Genomic DNA, 18291 nt, shown 5'->3' with positions numbered 1-18291 from the left:
CCCGCAACTCGACGATCAGCCGCTGCGCCCGCGTCAGCGCCGTCGCGGCGGCGGGCGATGCAGGGGTGGTCGGCCGCCCGATGTGACGCACCCGCTCGTCGAACGGCACTTCCAGCAGAATGCGGTCCGGATCGGGCGCGCCGGTGATCACGAAGGTGCAGGCCATCGGATCGCGGCCCTCTCGCAGGAGGTCGACCGAGAGGCCGGGGATCGTCGCGCAGGCCTCCAGGTAGGCGGCGTCGAGGTCGCGCAGCACGAGGCCGGTCTCGTCGCGCTCCAGCCCGTCCGGGGTCCGCAGATGGAAGTGGTACAGCGGCATCGTCTCATGTTTCCTGGGCGGAACCGGTGATGTCGTCGTCGAACAGGTATGCGGGGTCGAACAGCGCCAGGGCGCGCAGCCGCGCACCGTCGACGAGCGTCAGGCGCCGGTGACGTAGGATGAGCAGGGCTTGGCTGCGCAGATCCCGCAACACCCGGTTGATGTGCACCGGGGTCTGGCCGAGCGCATCGGCGAGATCGATCTGCGTCAGCGGCATCGGACAGCTCACCGCGTCGGCGAGGCCGACCGCCTCCAGCCGTGCGTGGAGTTCGCACAGCAGGTGGGCGGTCCGCTCAATCGCCGAGCGGCGGCCGAGGCTGACCGTCCATTCGTGCTGGATCGCGGTGGTGGTCAGGCGCTCGTGCAGGAACGCCGCTTCAAGCGTCGCGCTGCGAGCTGTCAGCTCCTGGAAGGCGCCCCCGGGGATCTGCGCGAGGGTGATCGGTGTGAGGGCGCAGAGGGCGTGGTGAACGTGGCGCTTCCGGAACACCTGCGGATCGCACACGTCGCCGGGCAGGAGCAGCGTCACGATCTGGCGGCGGCCATCCGCGAGCTGCCGGTAGCGGCAGGCCCAGCCGTCGAGGACGACGTTGACGGCGCGCGGGTCGTCACCTTCCGCCAGGATGTCGGCGTGGGCTTCGACGAGCCGGGCCCGGGACAGGGCGACCGCCAGCCGCTGCCGGTCGTCGTCCGATAGGGCGGCCATGCGGTGCAGCTTGCGCGCCAGCGGGCTGTCGAGCCCGATCGGGCCGTCGCTGCGTCCCGAGCCCGGGCTGTGGTCGTTCATGTGCGAACGGCTCCGGGGGAGAGAGGGGCCGCGCGCGCCCAGGACGGATGCAGGGTCGCGGTCACCGGTTCGGCACGACGGCTTGCTCTCGGAGCAGAGCGGGCGCGTCGATCACGAGGAACGCCATCTGGAACAGGACGAGGCCGGTATGGTCGGTGACCTCGATGCGCCAGTCCTCGCCCAGGGCGACCCGTTCGGCTTCGTCCCGCAGGATCTCGCCGGCCAGCCGGATCGCGTCGAGGCGTGCGGCGCGCCAGTCGGGCAGCTCGGTGCCCTCTAGGTCGAGACGACTGACGCCGTCGTGGACGTTGAAGTGGAAGCGCGGCATCGGGCGTCCCGCCTGGGTGAGGCGGGGGCATGGGATGCCCTCACTCGCGGTGGTGCCGAGATTCGTCGCCGCGATTGTCCGCCCCGCTGCACGCGGTAGGCGAAGGACGCCATCACATGTGTCAGGTTCGCGAGAACGGCCCGTCCTTCGCGCCGACCTCGACGTGATCCCCGAGGATGCGGCGACCTGAAGCGATGATCTGAATCACCTGCCGACTGTCGCACTCGCGGCGCGCCAGGGCTTCCAGGTCACGCAGGTAGGCGATCACCGGTGTCCGAGCGCGTTGGCCCTGCATCAGGACGGGCTCGACCTTTTCGGTGACATGCTCGGCGACGGTGCCCCAGAAGTCTGAGGGCAGCGCAGGGCCATGAACCATCGTGCTGCTTCTCACGATTCGTGAACGGCCCCGCCGGCGTTGGCTGGGGGGCGAGACGGACCGGCGGGGCCGACCGGAGAACCTCCGGCACGACAGCGCTAGACGAGGCCCGGGTGTCCCGGGATCACTTGGATCAGTCTGAGGCGTCCGTTCTTCCGGACGCGATGCCGCGTCTACCGCATGGCTCCGCCCGTCCCACCACCCGCGCGGATTCTCGTGGGGTCGCTGCATCGCGGGTCGCCCGCTGCCCTCCGGCAGCCTTTCTTCGGATCCGCTGGCCTCGTTGTCCCCGATTCTAGAACCTGAGTACGCGTGCCGGTTGCGCTTTTGACCCCTCCCCCCTGAGAGGAAGAGGCGGAGGCGCGCGGGTCTCGGTGCCGACCACCCTCACCCGCAGCGGGGGGAGGCGTGCGCCGGCCCAGCCGCAGCCACGCGGTCCACTCCGGCGAGACCACCCGGACCACGTTCGGCAGGTTGCGGAAGCCAGTGACCTGGCGCTCCTCGACGGTCAGCAGGCCGAGCCGGCGCGCCTCGCGGATCGCGTTCTTCACCGTCGAGCGACACACGCCCGCCACCGCCGCCATGTGCTCGATCGCCATCCGACAGTCCTTCCGCCGGGCGACCTCGGAAGCCACGAGGGCGAGCACCGCCTGCTCGGCCAGGGTGAACCGGGCGGCGAGAGCGGGCGGCAGGCGGCCCGAGGCGGCCCAGCGGCGGCGGCGTTCCATGCTGGCGTCCGTGCGGGGGCGGGAGCCGACGCCGGGCCTCCTGGGGCTGTTCTGGCGATCTTGATGGTCGTTCGTAACCGAGGTTGCGTCGGTTCTGGTTGAGTTCGGGGTCTGTCCCGCCCCTCGACTCCCATCCAGCGCACGGCGTGTCTCAATCAGCGCGGACAGCGCCTCGGCTTCGGCCTCCGTCACCTGTCCGTCCCCGTAGGCGCGCCAGAGCAGCGCCGTGACGGACGGCAGGGTGATTCGGGGCGCACGCTCGATCGCGGCCCTCAACTCGTCGGCAAACATCGGTCCCGGCCCTCATGAAGGGGCCGCAGCGGGGCATTCGGCGGCGCAGGCTGTGCGCTCCGGTCAAGACAAGCCGATCTCGTTGCCGGAACCGGGGTTCCGACTTGACGCCCGAGGGCGCTCTATGGCTTGTGGGGGTTGGAAACCGGCCCCACAGGCCACCTCGAATTCGACAGCCTCGACCTTGCCGGGTCGGGGCTGTTGGCTTTTCAGGGTCCTACTGCGGTGGCGGTGGTCTCCTGGTGGCGCCGGCGACTCGCGCGAGGCGACGGGCGGCCGGACACGGCATGTCGGCCGGGCCGAACCGTTAAGTCAACGTCAAGGGTTGGCGCTATGACCGAGCATCCTGGAGGCGCCTCCACAGCCGTCTGTTGCCAGGGCGAGGTCATCGCGTGAGAAGATCCGCCCCGGGGCGGACGTCGCAGTGAACAGCGCGGCGTTCCTGCTGGCCATCAACGGTGCGATCGGCCTGTCCTTCGCCACCGCGTTCGTCGCGCTCACGTGGCGGTCCGGCATCCGTCTGGGCCGTTGGTGCGCAGTAGGGTTCCTGGCCGCAGCCGCCACCGTGACCGTCGAAGCACTGGCCTCGACGATCCCCTGGCCCCGGTTGACCTCGACGCTGTCGTTCGGCCTGCTGATGCTCGCGCTGACGACGACCGCTGCCGGCCTCATCAGGCACTACAGGCCGTGCGCACCGGTCACTTGGCTGTTCGGCTGCTTCGTCGCGGCGACGGCCGTCAACGCCCTGGTCGTGTTTGATCTTCCCCGCGGATCCTGGGAGCAGGCGTTCGGCTACCAGGGCCCGTTCGCGCTGATGCTGGCCACGTCAGCCGGCGCGGTGCTGGTCACATCACCCCGGCGTCCGGTCGATGTGGCCCTGGCCGTCGTTCTCGCGCTCAGCTCGGCGCAGTTCCTCACCAAAGCCGTCCTCTCCGGCCTCGCGGGCCACGGACCGGGCGTGCGCGACTACATCGTCAGCGCTTACGCCTTCTACTCGCAGACCGCGGGCGGCATCCTCTCGCTCCTGCTGGGCCTCGCCCTGGTCGGGCTGGTCGTGACCGAAGTCATGACCGAGGCCAAGCTACGGTTGCAGCGCGACGGGCTCTCCGGCCTGTTCAACCGCGCAGCCTTCATGGAGCGCGTGCCGGAGGTGTTGCGGCGATCCGGATCGATGCCGGTGGCGCTGATCCTGGCCGACCTCGACCGCTTCAAGTCGATCAACGACCGGTTCGGGCACGCCGCGGGCGATGAGGTGATCCGTGTCTTTGCGGCGGACCTGCGCGCCTACTTCGAGGACGGCGTGCTGGTCGGTCGCCTCGGGGGCGAGGAGTTCTGCGCCCTGGTGCCGAACTGCGGCCCTCCGGCCGCGCGCATCCATCTCGAAGCGCTGCGGTGGCTCGGCCGGCAGAACCGCCATGAACGGCTGCCGGCCGACGCGATGCCGACAGCGAGCTTCGGCGTGGCTTTCATCGGCCGCGACGAGACATTCGATGAGGCGCTACAGCGGGCGGATGTGGCCTTGTACGAGGCAAAGGCGGCAGGGCGGGACTGTTACCGCTTCGCGTCCATTCGCGTCGACACCGCCGCGCCGGGACGTAGGCCGGTCGACGCGTTGGCCCCATCTGCTGGTTCCTCCGGATAGCTTCGTGAGCGGCGAGCCACAGGGCGCGACCGACGAGCGCGCTGGTGCGGCTCAGCTTGCGGGCGTATCAGCCCGGCATGTCCAAGCGCGTCCGCCAACTCCCGCAGGAGCGGGGCTTCGTCCTGTTCGATGTCGTCTACGAGGATGGCAGTCGCGCCTCGAACCGGCGGGTGCCGGCCGAGATACTGGGCGGCCTCGACGGCGACGACCCGGCACGCGGCCATATCGAACAGCAGGAGGCGGAGATCGCAGGAAAGGCCGGCCGGGAGCCACGGGCGATCCAGACCCTCATGCGTTCGCCCAAGGCGGATCCGAAACCGCCGAACGGATGAGTGTCACTCCTCCCGCTGCTTCACCAGATCCCGGATCTGTACCAACACCCTCGCCCGGTCCACGTCGCTCCTGAGCGTGCTCCACAGCCTCAGCAGCTCGGCCATCGCCGCCAAGTCGGCCAGGACATCGGTCTGCCGGTCGCCGTCCCCGAAGAATATGTCCGGCGGCAGCCCCAGGGCGTCCGCGATGCGACGAAGGGTACGAGCGGGGTCAGAACCGTCTTCCATCCCCCGCATATGAGCCGCTGTACCAGCTTCGTCGCTAATTCAGGGTGACACCGGCGGCCTTTGGTCCGATTTGCTGGGCGAGACCGCGACCGATCATCCTCAGCGCATGCCCGAGCAGTCGCATCATCTCGCTGTCGTCGGCGGCTACGGCACTCCGGTAGGCGGCGATCAGCCCATCCGTCATCTCGGTCACCTCATCCGGATCGAGGCCAGAGGCGGCGAGAGCTGCTGCCAGGGCATCGGGCGCCTCGGCGGCCCTTTTGACGACGATGGCGGATCGGATCGACGCGAGGTGATCGCGCACGAGGGAACGGATGGCGTCAGCTTCGTTCAGCGTCTCTGCGGGTCCCTCCGTGGTCACCAAGATCTGCCGCAGGAGCCTAGTGCTGTCCGATCGCAGTTCGCGCGCTTCGGCTCTGACTGCTTTCTGTGAGGCTTGGCGTTTGGCAAAGCTTGAGCGCGCATCGGTCATGCTGGCCTCGATCTGAGCATGCGCCTTCAGGTCAGGGGGCATCAAACTTCACAGATGTGCTGGACGCCAGATACTGGAGAGCGCAACACCATGCGGCATAAGAGGCTGGTTCAGCGTCACGGGATGGTTACCCCACGATCCGCACCGCCGGTTCGAGCACGTAGGGCGAGCCGGGCAGGTGCTCGCTGTCGCCGTCCCGCCGCACGCTGATCGCGTAGCCCCGCCGCACCGCCAGCACGCCCGCGGGGAGGTCGAGGGCAAAGCCGCACCAACCGTCGCCCATGCCCTCGATCGCCACGTCCTCGCGGAACTGATCCGCCCGGCACCGCCCGAGCACCCGCCGTTCGATCGACACCACGAGCCACACGCGTTCATCCGGTGCGCCAGGATCCCACGCCCAACCGGCGATGCGTCGATGCGTCAGCGTCCCAACGTGCCCGAGCAGCGGCACTGGCCGCTCACGCCGCGAGCAACGGCGTCCAGGCCCCCGCCGCGTCCACCGCCATCGCGCACACCACCACGCCGTCGGCCGAGCGGCGCAGCTCGACGGTGTGGACCATCCCGGGGGCCAGCGGCTCGTCGAGGTCGAAGTCGAAGCCGTGGCAGCCGTCACCCACGCCGGCCGCGGCGATGTCGGCGCGGTACGCTTCGGCCATCGTCAGGGCGACGACCGTACCGTCCACCACCACGTCGAGGCAGACCCGGCCGTTCGGGTGGGCGAGGTCCTGGACCCAGCCGACGAGACGTCGGCCGTCGCACCGGTCGAACCACGCGCGCATCGCGCCGTGGCGCACGGGCTCGACCGACAGGCCGGCGCGGACGATCAGACGGCTGCGCAGCGCGGCTAGCTCAGGGCCATGCTCGACCCGCTCAGCGTAGGGGACGGGCGTTTCGTGGACGTTGAGGCGATGGGTGCCATCGAAGCCCGCGCGCACGCCCGGTGCGGCCAGGAAGCTCTCGGCCGGGATGTTCTCGGCCATCAGCATGTCGTGGCTGTCGAGTTCGACGTGCCAGTAGGTGAGGTCGGCCACCGCCTCGCCGCGGGTGATGCTCGTGCCGTTGACGAGGTGCCCTGCGGCGACGAGCAGGCCGTCAAGGAACAGGCAGTGGTCGGGAGATACCCGAAGGTCGCGGGCGGGCACGCCGTCAGCCAGAGCCCCGGCCCGGACGCGCACGGGGCGATCGTGCTTGGGTGCGGTGAGGCCGGGATAGCTGCGCGTGCCGATCCAGCGGATGGGGCGGGGTTTGCCCGAGGCGGTCAGAGCGAGGTCGCCCACGCGCAGGGTTTCGACCGGCACGTCCTGGAGTGTCCGCCCGCGCAGGGCACGAATGCGGGTGCCGGTCACGTAGCAGGGGGCGGCGGGTTGGACCGGAACAGCCTCATTCACTCGCAGGTTGTCGATAACGAATTGTTGGCCTTGACCGGGAGTGTTCGGTGCAATCGTAACTTGATTTATTCCAGTCCAGTTGAAACTGTATAAGGTCGGAGCTTGTGAATTCGGTGTAATTGTGGTGTTATATACCTGAACCCCGTTCAACGATCCAGTAACTTGAATACTGGCCGGGTTTTGAAAGGCCGATGTTGCATAGAAATCATTTAGTGTAAAACTTGAAGTTGAAGAAAAAGATCCGGAAAGTCCTGCCGCATTGAAAGCAACATTAGGACTGCTTACAATGCCGTTTCTATAACCAGTTCCCTGAAACGCATTTTGCGTGCCATCAAGTGCATTAAAATTTGTCCAATTGAAGCCGCCATAGCCATTCGGAATTGCTTGCCCACCAGTCCCACTGCCGCTAGTATTATCAAAACTGATTGTAGACATTTTGATTACGATCCGCGGACCAGGGTTTAATTTCAATGTATCGTATCCCAACAAATAATAGACGATAACCCCTATGATCGGTGAACATCGGTACGCGCGCCTTTATCTCTGACAGTGTGTGCGTCGGGCCACAGTTGATTAAGCATAAGCGGTGGCGTGCACAACGGAGACGACGAAAAGACGATCAGGGTACCAACGGTGATTACGTCGGCGCACTCAAGGTTTGGCGGCATGTACTGAGCGATCCCTCCGACCGCCAACGCTGCCACGAGCAGCGCGAAGTCGATAGGCGGACAGCACTCACTCGCCTGCTCGCCTCCCGGCGCCCTGTATCGCCCGCCGTAGCCGCTACAGCGCGAACCGGATCTGCGCGTAGGCGATCAGCGCTCGGGTCAGCCGGAGCTGCCGCGGGCGGACCCGCAGCGGCACGGCAGGGACGACGCCCGGCATCACGCCTCCCCTGCCAGCAGGCCGAACAGGGCGACGCCGGCCGCGGAGACCACGTTGCCGTTGCCGCCCCAGGCGAGGGGCGCGGAGGCAGGCGCCGGTACACTCCGCACTCGCGGCGTGGGGCTGCGGGACACCTCGGGCAACACGGTCTCCGGCGCCTGGGCCTCGCGGTCCCCGTCCCCGCCGCGCATCCACACCACCTGCGAGCCGTGGGCGTTCTCCGGCGCCGCCAGCGAGGGCTCGGCGTCGGCATCCGGTTCGAGGTCTGCGTCGCCGTCCCAGGCGTCGAGGATGGCGATCAGCCGCTCGGCGGTGTCGACGGCGATCTCGGCCGCAGCCTCGACGCGAGCGCGTAGGCTGGCCTCGGGCTGGGGCACCACGACCTCCGGAGGGGCTGGGCGCGGGCGAGGCGTGAAGGTGAGGACGTTGCTCATCGATCAGCCCTCCGCCTGGAACGCATCGGGGAGGCCGCCGGTCGCGGCCAGCACGTCGCCCGCGAGATCGTAGAGCAGCCCATCGCTGTCGGCGGGATCGAAGCTCCCGAGCGCGTGCGCCTTCGGGTCGTCTATCGCGGCCATGCTCGCGGCGATGCGCGCCTTGACCGCAAGCCCGGCGAGACCCCGCGCCGTCGTCTCGCGGACCCGTTGCAGCACGGCGTCGCGCGCAGCCGTGGCCGCATCCCAGGCCGCCTCCAGGGCATCCAGGTCCACCGCAGCCCGAGCTTGCCGGATCTGCTCCTGCCACCCGTCCCAGGCCGCCACGATCGCGTCGGCACGGGCCTGCGCCCTTGGGTCTGGCCGGACGCGGCCTACGCCGTCGGGCTGCAACTCGCCCTCCCCGCCGATGAAGGTCGCGACACAGGGCTGCGTCCGCAGGATCTCGACCTCGAACTCGTCGTAGTGGAACCGCTCGTGCCGGGCCTTCGGTATGGGGATCGAGGTGTAGGCCCAGTCGTTCGACCAGACCTTGAGGTCCCTCGGCACCGGCGGCTCGACGCAGCGGCTCCGACCCTCGCGCATCGCGCTTGTGGCGATCGTGTAGGCGGCATCGGCCGCCAGATAGTCGGCCTCCAGCCCGACGAGCGCAGCATCGGCCTCGGCGCCGAACAGGCTGAGCACGCTGTTGCACACGCTGCGCAGGGCGCGCCGAGCGTCCTCCTCGACGTCGATGCAGTTGGCGTCGATTACCGCCCCAGGCAGGTAGCCCGCGAGCGCTACGAGGCCCGCCACGGTGCTGGCGCGGGTGTCGATCAGCTCCTGGAATGCCTCGGACTGGACGCGGTAGGGCTCCGCCTGCGCCTCCTGTGCCTCCTTCCACCCCGGATCGCCCGGCATCTCGTTCCACGCGTCGCCCAGCGGCTTCCAATCCGCGTAAGCCTCCCGGTGCTCGGCGATGGCGACGTGGGCGTGATCACCTTCGGCGTCAGGCAGCGGCTCGGGATCTTCTCCATCCGGATAGGCCAGTGCGTACAGCGTCTTGATGTTGGTCCGATGCTCGGCCTCGGCGAACTGGAGATCCCGGCGCGTCGTGAGCACGAGGAGGGCGGACAGCTCGGCGGGTGTCTTGGACCGAGCGACCTCGAATTCCCGCAGCGAGAACCGGGAATAGTCGCCCCGCCGGGCCGCCTTGATCCACCCCGTCGTCCAGAGCGTGAAGGTGTCGCCGATGCGCAGGGCGGCGTAGTCCTCGCTGCTGAGCGGCGTCAGGCGGGTGAACTCACGGCTGGCGGCCTCGAAGGCGGCCACGGCCTCATCCGAGCCGGGCGCAGGCAGGGCGGCAGGCTCGCCCCCCTTCCGGGCGACCCGGGCGATGCCGACGCGCAGAGCAGCGCCGCGGTCCTTCAGGGTTGGTTTCTCGGGATCACGGCGGAACAGGCTCGACAGATGGAGCGGGGACACGGCGGCCTCCTGAAATCGGGATGTCGGGGAGGCGCGGCAGGGCTCGCCGCGCGGGGGCGGCGGGTCAGAGCAGGGGCGAGCGGGCGATGAGATCGAGGGCGGGCGCCCCGTAGTGCTCGGAGCTGATGCACCATCGCTCGCAGTGCTGCTGGGCCGCCCGGGCGAGCGCCGCGCAGCCGCGGGCCGTGGTCGGCACGGTCTTCAAGACCACGTTGCACCAGTGGTCCTCGACGCGCCCGACGCTGTCTTCCTGCTCCGGGGTCGCGTTGCCGTCGTTGCCCTTCGCGAACAGGGCCTCGCTCTCGTCCTCCAAGCGCTTCGACTCGGCCAGCACGGCGTGGATCGGGTCGGGCTTCGGAGCGAGCGCCCCGGGGGCGGCGCCGATCAGATCCTTGGCGATGGAATGGGCCAGGGCCTCGACCGTGTCGGGATCGCCGCGCAGGCTGTCCACCAGCAGCGTCCGCGCCTTGGCCTGAAGGCCGGGCAGGCTGTCCGCGCGGGTCTCCGTCAGGATGTCGAGCACTGCCGCGCGAGCGTCCTGAAGCTCTCCGTAGCCGGGCAACGTCTCGGTATCCCGGTCGGCCGGAAGGTGGGCGATCAGCACCTCGATCGCGGCATCCACGCGCCGGAGGTCCACCAGGGCGGTTAGAAGCGCACCATCGAGGCGAGGCCAGCCGTGCGGCGTGTCGGGCCGTTCGCCGGTATCCTGCATGCGGGGATGGTCGAGGTGCAGGCGACCGCTGTCGGTCAGGTCGGCGCGCCAGTCCACGCCCACCATGTCGAGGACCTGCACGGCTCGGGTCGAGGGCCGGGAGGGGCTGGCCTTGGCGAGGGGGAAGCCGTTCGGGTTGCCGGGGAAGTGGAAGCGGTCGGCCGCGCAGTTGGCGAGGACGAAGCTCTCGCCCCGGCCGCCCATGTGAGGGTACAGCTCGTCGCAGACCAGCCGCCGCTCCATGAACAGCCACGTCGCGTAGTTCACCAGGGCGACGCGATCAACGGGCTCGGGCTTGGGCGGCAGCGGGTCGTTTAGGGCACGGTGGACGCGCAAGGTGCGGGCGTACTTCTCGCGGGTGGCTGCGAGCCCGGCCTTGAGACTGGCGGCGCGCTCCTTCAGGCTCGGGGGCTCGGGATCGCGGCGGAGGATGCTGGAGAACTTCATGGTCCCCTCCCCTCAGGCGAACGGGAAGTTGCCGTAGGCGAGCACGCCCCCGGCGATGATGGCGATGGCGGTCAGCAGCTCGCCCGCGAGGTCGATGAAGCGCGGGGCGCGGACGTGGGCGGTGTCGGGGCGGACCGGGGCGACGACGTGCCAGAGGTCGCCTTCGCCGGGCAGGGGCTCGTTCGGGAGATTGAGGTAGAGGCTGTCGGCCGGGGCTTGGCGGGGTGGGGCATGCTCCACAGCGGTGCGCTGGATCGGCGCGGGCTGGCTGAAATCGGGAATGCGGGCGTGCGTCATCGTTCGGGCTCCGTGATGGGCTCGTGGAAGTCGGCGGGTGCGAAGGGGTAGGAGCGCCGGCCGGGCGGACCCGGCGCGGGGTCAGGTCAGGGGCGGGTCGTCGTCGAGATCGCCCGCCAGCACGCCCCGCAGGTGCCTAAGACAGGCGGTGGCCTGCCCGTCCCGGTCGTCGAGGGTGCGCAGGTAGAAGTCGGCCAGCGCCACGTCGCCGTCGCGCGTCGTCGGGATCACGGTGGCCAGCGCCGCGAACGCCTCGCGGTCCGCGTCTCGCAGCGTGTCGAGGCGGGCCATCTGGGCGTCGTCGCTCTCGTCGAGTCCGGCGTCGAAGATGCCCTGATGAGCCTGCCGAGCCGCGTCCGCCGCGCTGATCGTCGCGAAGATCGGATCGGCGGCATGAGCAGGCGCGGGTGGCTCGGGCTGCCGCTCCGGCCCGGAGCCCAGCGCGTGCACCATGCCGTTGTCGAGCGCCCAGCGGGGGTGGTCGCCCTCGGGCCCGTACAGATCGGGGAACAGGGTCCAGAGGCGCGGGCTGAACGCGTTCAGGATCTCGCTCTGCGCGTCGTAGGCGGCGCTCGTCAGGCTCTCGTCAAGGAAGCGGTCGGCCTCGTCCTCGTGCAGTTGACCGGACACGTACTCGGCCAGCGCCATGCCGATGGCGGCGGCGCCGATCTCGGCCTGGGTCTCGGGGCTGAGAAGCCGCCACGCCTGGGCGGGCGTGAACGGCAGCGGCATGCGGGCCCACAGGTCGGCGTAGGCGGGCAGGCGCGGGGTGTCGTCGCCGCGAAGGGTCCGCGTCAGGTGCGGATCCCTGGCGGCGGCGGGCGCCGCGGCAGCGGCGAGGAGACCCGCAGCGAGAGCGCGGCGGTTGAGGCTGGCGGTCATCTGCGGATCCTCAGTGCGCGGTGGCGGCGCGGGCGGCGCGGGCGGCCTGCCACGCGGCCTTGAGGCCGACGGACATGGCGGCGGCCCACGGGGCGCCAGTGCGGGTCTGGTGGGCCTTCGCGGCCTCGACGGCGGCGGCCATGATGGCGGAGCGGTCGTAGGCGCCGGCCGGGGTGACGAGCTTGGTGCCGCGGGAGCGGGCGAGCGCCTGGATGAGCGAGCGGGCCGAGACCACGCCGGGGGCGACGCGGGTGCGGTCGGCCTTCACCTCGCGGAGGACGGCGGACCAGAGGAGGCGGCGGGGCTGGGCGAAGGGCATGGAAGTCGCCTAGTTTCTGCTCGGCGCCGCTTCCGTTTCGCGCGGCGATGGGCTAATATTGCTCACCGACCGCGAGGCGTCAACACATTCTGCTCACTCGCGAGCACATTTTTATCATGAGGCGATGATGCTGACGGCGGGTCAGATCCGGATGGCGCGTGGCTTCCTGCGTTGGTCGGTGGCCGACCTTGCGAAGGCGTCAGGCGTTTCGTCAGCTACGATCAGGCGCATGGAGGAGGCGGAGGGCGTGCCGAATTCCCTCGCGGACAACCTCGCCAAGCTCCGGCAGGCGTTTGAGGCTGAGGGGATCGACTTCATCCCAGAAAACGGGGGGCTTGCCGGCGTCCGCCCGCGCCGCAAGCCGTAGCGCGCCGAGCCGCGGAGGGCCGCTGATGGCACCGCGTCGCGCATCGTCTGGCGCAGGCCGGCAGGATGAGGCGCAGGGTCGCCAGCGGGCGAGTGCCGAGCCCCGGAAGCCCTACGGCTATGTCTTGATCCTGCGCGCCATCGCCCGCGCGTCCATCGTCGTCGGCGCCGACAACCCCGCCGCGCTGCGGGTGCTGTGCGTCCTTGCCGAGTACGTGAGCCAGGATGGGGTTTGTCGGATCGGGCAGAACACGCTCGCGGCGCGTCTCGGCGTGACCCGGCAGGCGGTCAACAAGCAGATCCAGATCCTGGAGAGCTGGGGCACCCTGAAATCGGAGGGTACGGACGGCGCGACCCGCCGATACGTCATCAACACGCACGGGCTGGAGGATGCTCGCGCTGGCGATGACAACGTGCCGGAGTGGCGGGACCGTGCGCGTCGCGAGCGCAGGGGTGAAGTGCCGTTCGAGAAGCGCGCCGGATACAAGGCCTATGTGGCAGCCCTACGGGATGGCGGCAGCCCCGACGACGCCGCTGCCGCGATGGAGGCGGCCGAGGCCGAGCAGGGCGTCGCCTACGAGGCGGTCGGGAACAGCGAACTGGAGACGTGGTACCGTAGGGTGCAACCTAATTAGGTTGCAGGGGGTGCAACCGCTGAGGTTGCAGGGGTGAAACGTCTAGAGGTTGCAGGGGGTGAAACCTCATGGGGTTGCACGAAGATACCTCTGAGAGATCTCGTAAGAGATCATCGAAGAGATCGGCGGCGCCGGCCCTGGAGGGCCGGGCGCGCGCCTGTGATCTCGGCAGCACCGGCATCCGGTTCCGGGAGCGGAAGGGGTGAGCCCTCCCGCTGATCTCGGCGGGTTCTCAGCCGCCTGGGCTGCGGCCATCATCGCAGCGGCGGCCGTGGTCTTCGCCGCGATCCAGGCCGTTGTTGCCCTGCGCAAGCTCCGGCTGGACCTGTTCGCCAAGCGGTTTGAAACCTGGGAGGCCATCAACGACGCGATCGATGCGCGCCGGGATGTCTGTCAGAAGATGCGACCCGAAACGCCCGAGGACAGCGACGGCGGCGAGTCCCTGCGCCGGTTCTGGCGCCTGCGTCGGCAGATGGGGCTCCTGTTTCCGCCGGAGGTTGATGCTGCCTGCGGTCGGGTCGAGGCTGCGTTGCAGACCTACGCCATGTCCGGCGTTACCAGACCGGAGCGAGGCAGCGCCGAGATCTCCCTGGCGCACTTCAAGGCGCACAGCGACGCCGTAAACCTGACCTATCAGAGGCAGGTCGAGTTGATGGCGCTCGCGCACCCATACATGCGGCAGTACGGGTGGCTGGAGATCTACGGCACGCCGATCATGCGGCAGGCAGACATCATCGCTCAGAAGGCGGTTACCGCTGGTCTCAGCAGTGCACGCTCATTCAAAGGGCGCAGCCGGAAGCCGAGTAAACCAAGTGCGCGGAGTAAGGCAGACGACCGATGATCGACCTGCACTTCATCTGCCCGCAGGGCCTCAACCATCGTCGGGTTGAGGAAAGCGTCTACGAGAGTGGCAACTGGGCCGTCTCGGACGAGCGGGCGGACGAGGCAGTGGGCGGTCGCATCTACCTTCACGAGAAACAGCGCGAGCGTTCCTGGCACGGCGGGACGATCCTAAGTTGGCGCCCCTTCGACGCCTCCCGAAAGGTGTTCACCTACAGGGCCGAGGGTCAGATCAGGGTGCTTTGCCCCGGCGGCTGGGGGCAAGAGCAGGCGACGGTGCGGAGGTAGGACGTGAAAGTGCCATCGGAGATGACCGTGCGTGGCATGACACCGGAGGGGCGCGCCTTGGTGCGGGACCGCGCGTCAAAGCTCGATAACGAGGTCGGGCGTGAGACCGTAGCGCTGATCGACTCGCTCAACCTTCCGCTGAGCAGCGGCGGCATGTCGCTGGACGATCCGCTCTATCGCGAGATGCAAGAGGTCGTCTGGTCGGCCAGAGCGCGCGCGGCCGCCCTCGATGCGGTCAAAGCCGGCCTCCCGGCGCTGGCCGGCGTCGACCCCATCCTCCAGGAGGTGATGGGCTCCCGCTACGGACGGGAAGCGCAGGGCACGATGAACGCCGGCTCGCTGGCGGCAGAGGTCATGCGGCATCTGGGGTACGAGAAGGTCGGCGATGGGCCTCTGCCGGAGAACTGCATCGCCAAGACGGCGGCGACGTGGAAGCCCAAGGCACCGCTCCGCTGACGGGAAGGCGACACCTTGCGTCCCGCACCGGGACCCGGCCGCCGCCCTGCCCCGGCCTCTCCGGTAACCGCCCCGCGTTCATCCTGCGCCCGGGCCACGTTGCGTATCGGCCCGGCGCTGGTGAGATCCGGGGTTCCCCCGCCCGTGAGCAGATCGGGCGGGGCCGAACCGCAGGACTCGAAAGCGAAGACATCCCCGCATCGTCGGGCTTCAGTGGCCGACCGCACGAGCGATCTTGCCCTCGACGGGCTGCACGAACTGCACATTCAAGCTCGCGCCGGCCCTGTGGCGGATCTCACACGTGACACGTCGCCTTTCGTCGTCGATCGTCATCACGAACCGTTCTGGGATCTGAGCGTGCCCGAGCACATGCAGCCGCGCGCCCCCGTCCGACAGGTCACGGACCGAACAAGCGACGCGCCCACCACCCGGCAGGTGGATCTCGGCAGGTAGCAGGACGCGAGTCCGCTTGTCGGTACGCCGCTCCTCCATCCCCACCGTCCAATCATCCAGGCTGGTGCTGATGCGCGACACACCGCTGGCCGCCTGCCGCATGCTGACCAGGATTTCCCCCGTCGCCCGCGCCTGCTCGTCGGTCGAGGCGCTCACCCCATCGACATGCCCACTGATCGCGCCAATCGCCGCGGTGATTGAGGCTAGGGTACCAGCCACCTCGTCCGACACGGTCTGCATGCCGACGATCTCACCGTTGATCCGCCCCGTAGCCGCAGCAGCCTGACCGGCCAGATCCTTCACCTCGGCCGCCACGACCGCGAAGCCGCGCCCGGCAGCCCCGGCCCGGGCCGCCTCAATAGTAGCATTCAGCGCCAGCAGGTTGATCTGCTGGGCGATCGACGAGATCGTCGCGACGACACCGCTCATCGCGCCCGCCGCGGCGCGCAATCGCTCGGTAGCGGCATCCGCCTCGCCGGCGCGTCCGTGGATCTCATCCACGCTAGCCTTGGACTCGGTCATGCTGCGCGAGATCTCCTGGGCCGCAGCATTCATGGTTTCCGCCGCGTCGGTGACCACTTGGACGCTGTCGAGCGTCCGCTCGGCTGCCGCCACCGCGACCGCGCGCGCCTCCATGTTCGCGGTGACATCGGTGGCGTACTTGACGATCTTGGTCAGCCGACCGCTGGGATCGAAGATTGGGTTGTAGCTCGCCTGGATCCATACCGAGCGGCCGTCCTTACCAAAGCGCTGAAACATGCCTGAAGCGAAATCGCCGCCGCGCAGACGGTCCCAGAAGGCCACGTACTCCGGCGTCCGCGCGTAGCCGGGCTCGACGAACATGGCGTGCGGCCGACCCCTCACCTCTTCAATCGTATAGCCGACCGCCTGTAGGAAGTTCGGGTTGGCGTCGAGGACCGTGCCATCGGGGGCAAACTCGATCACCGCCTGGGAGCGGTTGACGGCCGTCAACTGCCCGGCTGCGTCGGCGGTCTGTAGCTTTTGCGCGGTCACGTCGACTGCGAATTTCACCACCTTGACCACACGCCCGTCGGCGTCGGTGATCGGATTGTAGGTCGCCTGGATCCAGATCTCGCGCCCACCCTTCGCGAAGCGTCGGAACTCAGCCGACTGGTATTCTCCGCGGCCCAGCGCCGCCCAGAAGCTCTGGTAAGCCTCCCCGGCTTGCTCGGCCCTGTCGACGAACAGCCGGTGGTGCTGGCCCCTGATCTCGTCGAGGGTGTAACCGACCGCGGCGAGGAAGTTGGCGTTGGCGTCGAGGATCGTGCCGTCCGGGGCGAAGGCGATGACCGCCTGCGAGCGGTGAAGTGCCGCGATCTGGCCATCGAGGTCCAGGGCCTGGACGGTCTTCTCGGTGACGTCGGTGGCCAACTTGACGACCCGGGTCACCCGCCCGCCACGCCCGAGCACGGGATTGTAGGTCGCCTGGATCCACACCTCCCGGCCGTCCTTGGCCAAGCGCCGGAACGTGCGCGTCTGCCCCTCGCCGCGGCGCAAGGCGTCCCAGAACGCCCGATAGGCGGGGCCGTCGCGCTCATCCGCTCGGACGAACCGGCGATGGTGCTCGCCCTTCAGCTCGGCGAGCGTATAGCCCATCAGGTCGAGGAAGAGAGGGTTGGCGGTCAGCACCGTACCATCAGGGGTGAACTCGACCCGGGCCCGAGATCGGTCGATCGCCGTCATCAGCGCACGCAGGTCGGCATCAAAGAGTGGCATGAGGCGTCCATCACGATGCGTCGGCTAACATCGTCCGCTGCTGGTACGTGACTTTTGTTAATCAGTGGTCAATTGACGTTTCAGGTAACGTATACGTGTTGCTACGATGAAAATACGTCTTACGTCAGACTAGATCTTGAGTAGACGAGGACCGTGTCTACCGGGGGTTGTGGAACCGAACGTTCTCCCACCGCCTCATTCCGTGCGGTCAAACCGCTCTTCAGGTCGGCCGCAGGGGAACGGGCCGATCTGTGCGGACCCAGAAAGCTCCTTTTCTGACCTCGGATCGCCCAGTGCCGCTGTGCCGCGCGCCCGCGGTGCCTTGCCCCGGTCGCATCACTCTATGAGAGCCTGCCGCCTGCTGTCGTTGATCATGGATCAACCGCCAGCGCTTATCCTGACCCCGGGCCGTGTTGCGTACTTGGTCCCCGCCGCGAAAGCGGCATGTCCCCCGCCAGCCCGTGAGCAGATCGGTCGGGGCTGAACCGACCGCGAAAAATTATCGATTGCGGTCCAACGTGATCGGATCGATCACACCCCGACCGTCCCGCGTGCGCCGCTCGTCCGCTTCTCGTGCCATGCGGGCCCATTCAGCATCGAACCGATCGTAGAGCCGGGCCACGATGCCCAGCAGGAGATCGAGGACGACGCTGAACAGAGCTACCGATCCGATCACGGCGCGGGTGGCGATGTGCCCGACGCCCGACAAGAGACGGCCAAGCCAACGGAAGGGGTGCATGAGGTCCTGTTGGGATAGCGAATGCGGCGGGCGACCGCCCGGCCGATGACGCATCGGACTTCGTTCAGATCCCCGGACTCAGTGCGACTTATGGCGCAGCGCGAGGGTGCGTCAGGCCGCATGGCCCTGCGCCGCGGGCTGCCGTAGTCCGGCGCATGGCCGCCTGCTCCGCTCCGACCCTCCTCCCCAGCGCTGTCGATGTCTGGCGCCACGCGATCGAGGGCATCCCGGCCGACAAGCCGCCGTGCCGCTACCTGACGCCGGCCAAGTGGGCCGCCCTGCGTGAGGCAGCCATCGACTTCTGCGACCGATACGGCGCGGAGGCGCATCGGCTCGGATGGACGGCGTCACAGCTCTTCGGCGTTCACCCCCAGCACGGCACCCTGCGCGTCGATGGCTGCGGGGCGATGATGATCAACGGCCGGAAGGCGACCGGCGTGGACGCG

At 68.7% G+C, this 18291-nt stretch carries 25 protein-coding genes; 8 read left to right on the top strand and 17 right to left on the bottom strand.

The window, feature by feature from the left end:
• The 5 genes from Q8W71_RS30140 to Q8W71_RS30120 form a co-directional block, all read right to left on the bottom strand.
• On the bottom strand, window positions 1-319 hold a 319-nt coding region (locus tag Q8W71_RS30140; RefSeq protein WP_305529068.1), incomplete at its 3' end, for a DUF6894 family protein.
• 4 nt (window positions 320-323) lie between these two features.
• Window positions 324-1106: a Crp/Fnr family transcriptional regulator gene (locus tag Q8W71_RS30135; protein WP_305529067.1), complete on the bottom strand. Its 783-nt coding sequence runs from the start codon at window positions 1104-1106 to the stop codon at window positions 324-326.
• 61 nt (window positions 1107-1167) lie between these two features.
• Complete coding sequence (locus Q8W71_RS30130) at window positions 1168-1434, bottom strand: DUF6894 family protein (RefSeq protein ID WP_305529066.1); 267 nt, start codon at window positions 1432-1434, stop codon at window positions 1168-1170.
• A gap of 121 nt (window positions 1435-1555) precedes the next feature.
• Window positions 1556-1810: a hypothetical protein gene (locus Q8W71_RS30125; RefSeq protein WP_305529065.1), complete on the bottom strand. Its 255-nt coding sequence runs from the start codon at window positions 1808-1810 to the stop codon at window positions 1556-1558.
• Between the two features lie 173 nt (window positions 1811-1983).
• Window positions 1984-2829, bottom strand: a complete 846-nt coding sequence (locus Q8W71_RS30120) for a helix-turn-helix domain-containing protein (RefSeq protein WP_305529064.1) — start codon at window positions 2827-2829, stop codon at window positions 1984-1986.
• A 424-nt stretch (window positions 2830-3253) separates the two neighbouring features.
• Here Q8W71_RS30120 and Q8W71_RS30115 point away from each other — a divergent pair, with 424 nt between their 5' ends.
• Both Q8W71_RS30115 and Q8W71_RS30110 read left to right on the top strand, forming a co-directional pair.
• Window positions 3254-4471: a GGDEF domain-containing protein gene (locus tag Q8W71_RS30115; protein ID WP_305529063.1), complete on the top strand. Its 1218-nt coding sequence runs from the start codon at window positions 3254-3256 to the stop codon at window positions 4469-4471.
• 77 nt (window positions 4472-4548) lie between these two features.
• On the top strand, window positions 4549-4803 hold the full coding sequence (locus tag Q8W71_RS30110; RefSeq protein WP_305529069.1) for a hypothetical protein: 255 nt from the start codon (window positions 4549-4551) through the stop codon (window positions 4801-4803).
• A gap of 3 nt (window positions 4804-4806) precedes the next feature.
• On the opposite strand, the gene Q8W71_RS30105 is transcribed toward Q8W71_RS30110, so the two are convergent.
• From Q8W71_RS30105 to Q8W71_RS30060, 10 genes are all read right to left on the bottom strand, one after another.
• Entirely contained in the window at window positions 4807-5031 is a 225-nt protein-coding gene (locus Q8W71_RS30105) for a hypothetical protein (protein ID WP_305529062.1), read from the bottom strand.
• 34 nt (window positions 5032-5065) lie between these two features.
• Window positions 5066-5545 carry a hypothetical protein gene (locus Q8W71_RS30100; RefSeq protein WP_305529061.1) on the bottom strand — a complete coding sequence of 160 codons (480 nt, stop codon included), beginning with the start codon at window positions 5543-5545 and terminating at the stop codon, window positions 5066-5068.
• Between the two features lie 85 nt (window positions 5546-5630).
• Window positions 5631-5870 carry a hypothetical protein gene (locus Q8W71_RS30095; protein WP_305529060.1) on the bottom strand — a complete coding sequence of 80 codons (240 nt, stop codon included), beginning with the start codon at window positions 5868-5870 and terminating at the stop codon, window positions 5631-5633.
• 91 nt (window positions 5871-5961) lie between these two features.
• Window positions 5962-7326, bottom strand: a complete 1365-nt coding sequence (locus tag Q8W71_RS30090) for a Hint domain-containing protein (protein ID WP_305529059.1) — start codon at window positions 7324-7326, stop codon at window positions 5962-5964.
• Window positions 7327-7775: 449 nt separating this feature from the next.
• Entirely contained in the window at window positions 7776-8210 is a 435-nt protein-coding gene (locus Q8W71_RS30085; protein WP_305529058.1) for a hypothetical protein, read from the bottom strand.
• Window positions 8211-8213: 3 nt separating this feature from the next.
• Window positions 8214-9674 carry a hypothetical protein gene (locus Q8W71_RS30080; RefSeq protein WP_305529057.1) on the bottom strand — a complete coding sequence of 487 codons (1461 nt, stop codon included), beginning with the start codon at window positions 9672-9674 and terminating at the stop codon, window positions 8214-8216.
• A gap of 64 nt (window positions 9675-9738) precedes the next feature.
• A complete protein-coding gene (locus tag Q8W71_RS30075) occupies window positions 9739-10833 on the bottom strand; it encodes a hypothetical protein (RefSeq protein ID WP_305529056.1) in 1095 nt (364 codons plus the stop codon).
• A gap of 12 nt (window positions 10834-10845) precedes the next feature.
• Window positions 10846-11130 (bottom strand): hypothetical protein, encoded by a 285-nt coding sequence (locus Q8W71_RS30070; protein WP_305529055.1) that lies wholly within the window; start codon window positions 11128-11130, stop codon window positions 10846-10848.
• A gap of 81 nt (window positions 11131-11211) precedes the next feature.
• Window positions 11212-12012, bottom strand: coding sequence for a hypothetical protein (locus tag Q8W71_RS30065; protein ID WP_305529054.1), 801 nt, complete (start codon window positions 12010-12012; stop codon window positions 11212-11214).
• A 10-nt stretch (window positions 12013-12022) separates the two neighbouring features.
• Entirely contained in the window at window positions 12023-12331 is a 309-nt protein-coding gene (locus Q8W71_RS30060) for a hypothetical protein (RefSeq protein ID WP_305529053.1), read from the bottom strand.
• A 124-nt stretch (window positions 12332-12455) separates the two neighbouring features.
• On the opposite strand from Q8W71_RS30060, the gene Q8W71_RS30055 reads away from it, so the two are divergent.
• The 5 genes from Q8W71_RS30055 to Q8W71_RS30035 all read left to right on the top strand — a co-directional run bounded on the left by Q8W71_RS30055 (window position 12456) and on the right by Q8W71_RS30035 (window position 14916).
• Entirely contained in the window at window positions 12456-12698 is a 243-nt protein-coding gene (locus Q8W71_RS30055; RefSeq protein WP_305529052.1) for a helix-turn-helix domain-containing protein, read from the top strand.
• Window positions 12699-12723: 25 nt separating this feature from the next.
• On the top strand, window positions 12724-13332 hold the full coding sequence (locus Q8W71_RS30050) for an HTH domain-containing protein (protein WP_305529051.1): 609 nt from the start codon (window positions 12724-12726) through the stop codon (window positions 13330-13332).
• Between the two features lie 202 nt (window positions 13333-13534).
• On the top strand, window positions 13535-14173 hold the full coding sequence (locus Q8W71_RS30045) for a hypothetical protein (protein ID WP_305529050.1): 639 nt from the start codon (window positions 13535-13537) through the stop codon (window positions 14171-14173).
• The gene (locus tag Q8W71_RS30040) at window positions 14170-14460 is read left to right on the top strand and encodes a hypothetical protein (protein ID WP_305529049.1); all 291 of its coding nucleotides are present in this window, start codon (window positions 14170-14172) and stop codon (window positions 14458-14460) included. The genes Q8W71_RS30045 and Q8W71_RS30040 overlap by 4 nt, the downstream gene beginning before the upstream one ends.
• A 3-nt stretch (window positions 14461-14463) precedes the next feature.
• Window positions 14464-14916 (top strand): hypothetical protein, encoded by a 453-nt coding sequence (locus Q8W71_RS30035; protein ID WP_305529048.1) that lies wholly within the window; start codon window positions 14464-14466, stop codon window positions 14914-14916.
• A 210-nt stretch (window positions 14917-15126) separates the two neighbouring features.
• Here Q8W71_RS30035 and Q8W71_RS30030 read toward each other — a convergent pair whose 3' ends face one another.
• Window positions 15127-17106, bottom strand: a complete 1980-nt coding sequence (locus tag Q8W71_RS30030; protein ID WP_305528530.1) for a PAS domain-containing protein — start codon at window positions 17104-17106, stop codon at window positions 15127-15129.
• Window positions 17107-17605: 499 nt separating this feature from the next.
• Window positions 17606-17845 carry a hypothetical protein gene (locus tag Q8W71_RS30025; RefSeq protein WP_305529047.1) on the bottom strand — a complete coding sequence of 80 codons (240 nt, stop codon included), beginning with the start codon at window positions 17843-17845 and terminating at the stop codon, window positions 17606-17608.
• Window positions 17846-18000: 155 nt separating this feature from the next.
• Between Q8W71_RS30025 and Q8W71_RS30020 the strand changes: the two genes are divergently transcribed.
• The coding region (locus Q8W71_RS30020) for a hypothetical protein (protein WP_305529046.1) at window positions 18001-18291 on the top strand (291 nt) is incomplete at its 3' end.

Origin of the sequence: Methylobacterium amylolyticum, from assembly GCF_030700245.1 — a bacterium.
Classification (GTDB): Bacteria; Pseudomonadota; Alphaproteobacteria; order Rhizobiales; family Beijerinckiaceae; genus Methylobacterium.
Note: the sequence above shows the minus strand (reverse complement) of the source record. Positions and strands in the feature narration are given on the sequence as shown.

Excerpts from the sequence above, each read along its gene's own strand:
- Q8W71_RS30125 (WP_305529065.1), bottom strand. The coding sequence starts at position 1,810 with ATGGTTCATGGCCCTGCGCTGCCCTCAGACTTCTGGGGCACCGTCGCC.
- Q8W71_RS30085 (WP_305529058.1), bottom strand. The coding sequence starts at position 8,210 with ATGAGCAACGTCCTCACCTTCACGCCTCGCCCGCGCCCAGCCCCTCCG.
- Q8W71_RS30060 (WP_305529053.1), bottom strand. The coding sequence starts at position 12,331 with ATGCCCTTCGCCCAGCCCCGCCGCCTCCTCTGGTCCGCCGTCCTCCGC.
- Q8W71_RS30055 (WP_305529052.1), top strand. The coding sequence starts at position 12,456 with ATGATGCTGACGGCGGGTCAGATCCGGATGGCGCGTGGCTTCCTGCGT.
- Q8W71_RS30110 (WP_305529069.1), top strand. The coding sequence starts at position 4,549 with ATGTCCAAGCGCGTCCGCCAACTCCCGCAGGAGCGGGGCTTCGTCCTG.
- Q8W71_RS30030 (WP_305528530.1), bottom strand. The coding sequence starts at position 17,106 with ATGCCACTCTTTGATGCCGACCTGCGTGCGCTGATGACGGCGATCGAC.
- Q8W71_RS30075 (WP_305529056.1), bottom strand. The coding sequence starts at position 10,833 with ATGAAGTTCTCCAGCATCCTCCGCCGCGATCCCGAGCCCCCGAGCCTG.
- Q8W71_RS30070 (WP_305529055.1), bottom strand. The coding sequence starts at position 11,130 with ATGACGCACGCCCGCATTCCCGATTTCAGCCAGCCCGCGCCGATCCAG.
- Q8W71_RS30135 (WP_305529067.1), bottom strand. The coding sequence starts at position 1,106 with ATGAACGACCACAGCCCGGGCTCGGGACGCAGCGACGGCCCGATCGGG.
- Q8W71_RS30120 (WP_305529064.1), bottom strand. The coding sequence starts at position 2,829 with ATGTTTGCCGACGAGTTGAGGGCCGCGATCGAGCGTGCGCCCCGAATC.
- Q8W71_RS30025 (WP_305529047.1), bottom strand. The coding sequence starts at position 17,845 with ATGCACCCCTTCCGTTGGCTTGGCCGTCTCTTGTCGGGCGTCGGGCAC.
- Q8W71_RS30065 (WP_305529054.1), bottom strand. The coding sequence starts at position 12,012 with ATGACCGCCAGCCTCAACCGCCGCGCTCTCGCTGCGGGTCTCCTCGCC.
- Q8W71_RS30090 (WP_305529059.1), bottom strand. The coding sequence starts at position 7,326 with ATGTCTACAATCAGTTTTGATAATACTAGCGGCAGTGGGACTGGTGGG.
- Q8W71_RS30130 (WP_305529066.1), bottom strand. The coding sequence starts at position 1,434 with ATGCCGCGCTTCCACTTCAACGTCCACGACGGCGTCAGTCGTCTCGAC.
- Q8W71_RS30050 (WP_305529051.1), top strand. The coding sequence starts at position 12,724 with ATGGCACCGCGTCGCGCATCGTCTGGCGCAGGCCGGCAGGATGAGGCG.
- Q8W71_RS30040 (WP_305529049.1), top strand. The coding sequence starts at position 14,170 with ATGATCGACCTGCACTTCATCTGCCCGCAGGGCCTCAACCATCGTCGG.
- Q8W71_RS30100 (WP_305529061.1), bottom strand. The coding sequence starts at position 5,545 with ATGCCCCCTGACCTGAAGGCGCATGCTCAGATCGAGGCCAGCATGACC.
- Q8W71_RS30105 (WP_305529062.1), bottom strand. The coding sequence starts at position 5,031 with ATGGAAGACGGTTCTGACCCCGCTCGTACCCTTCGTCGCATCGCGGAC.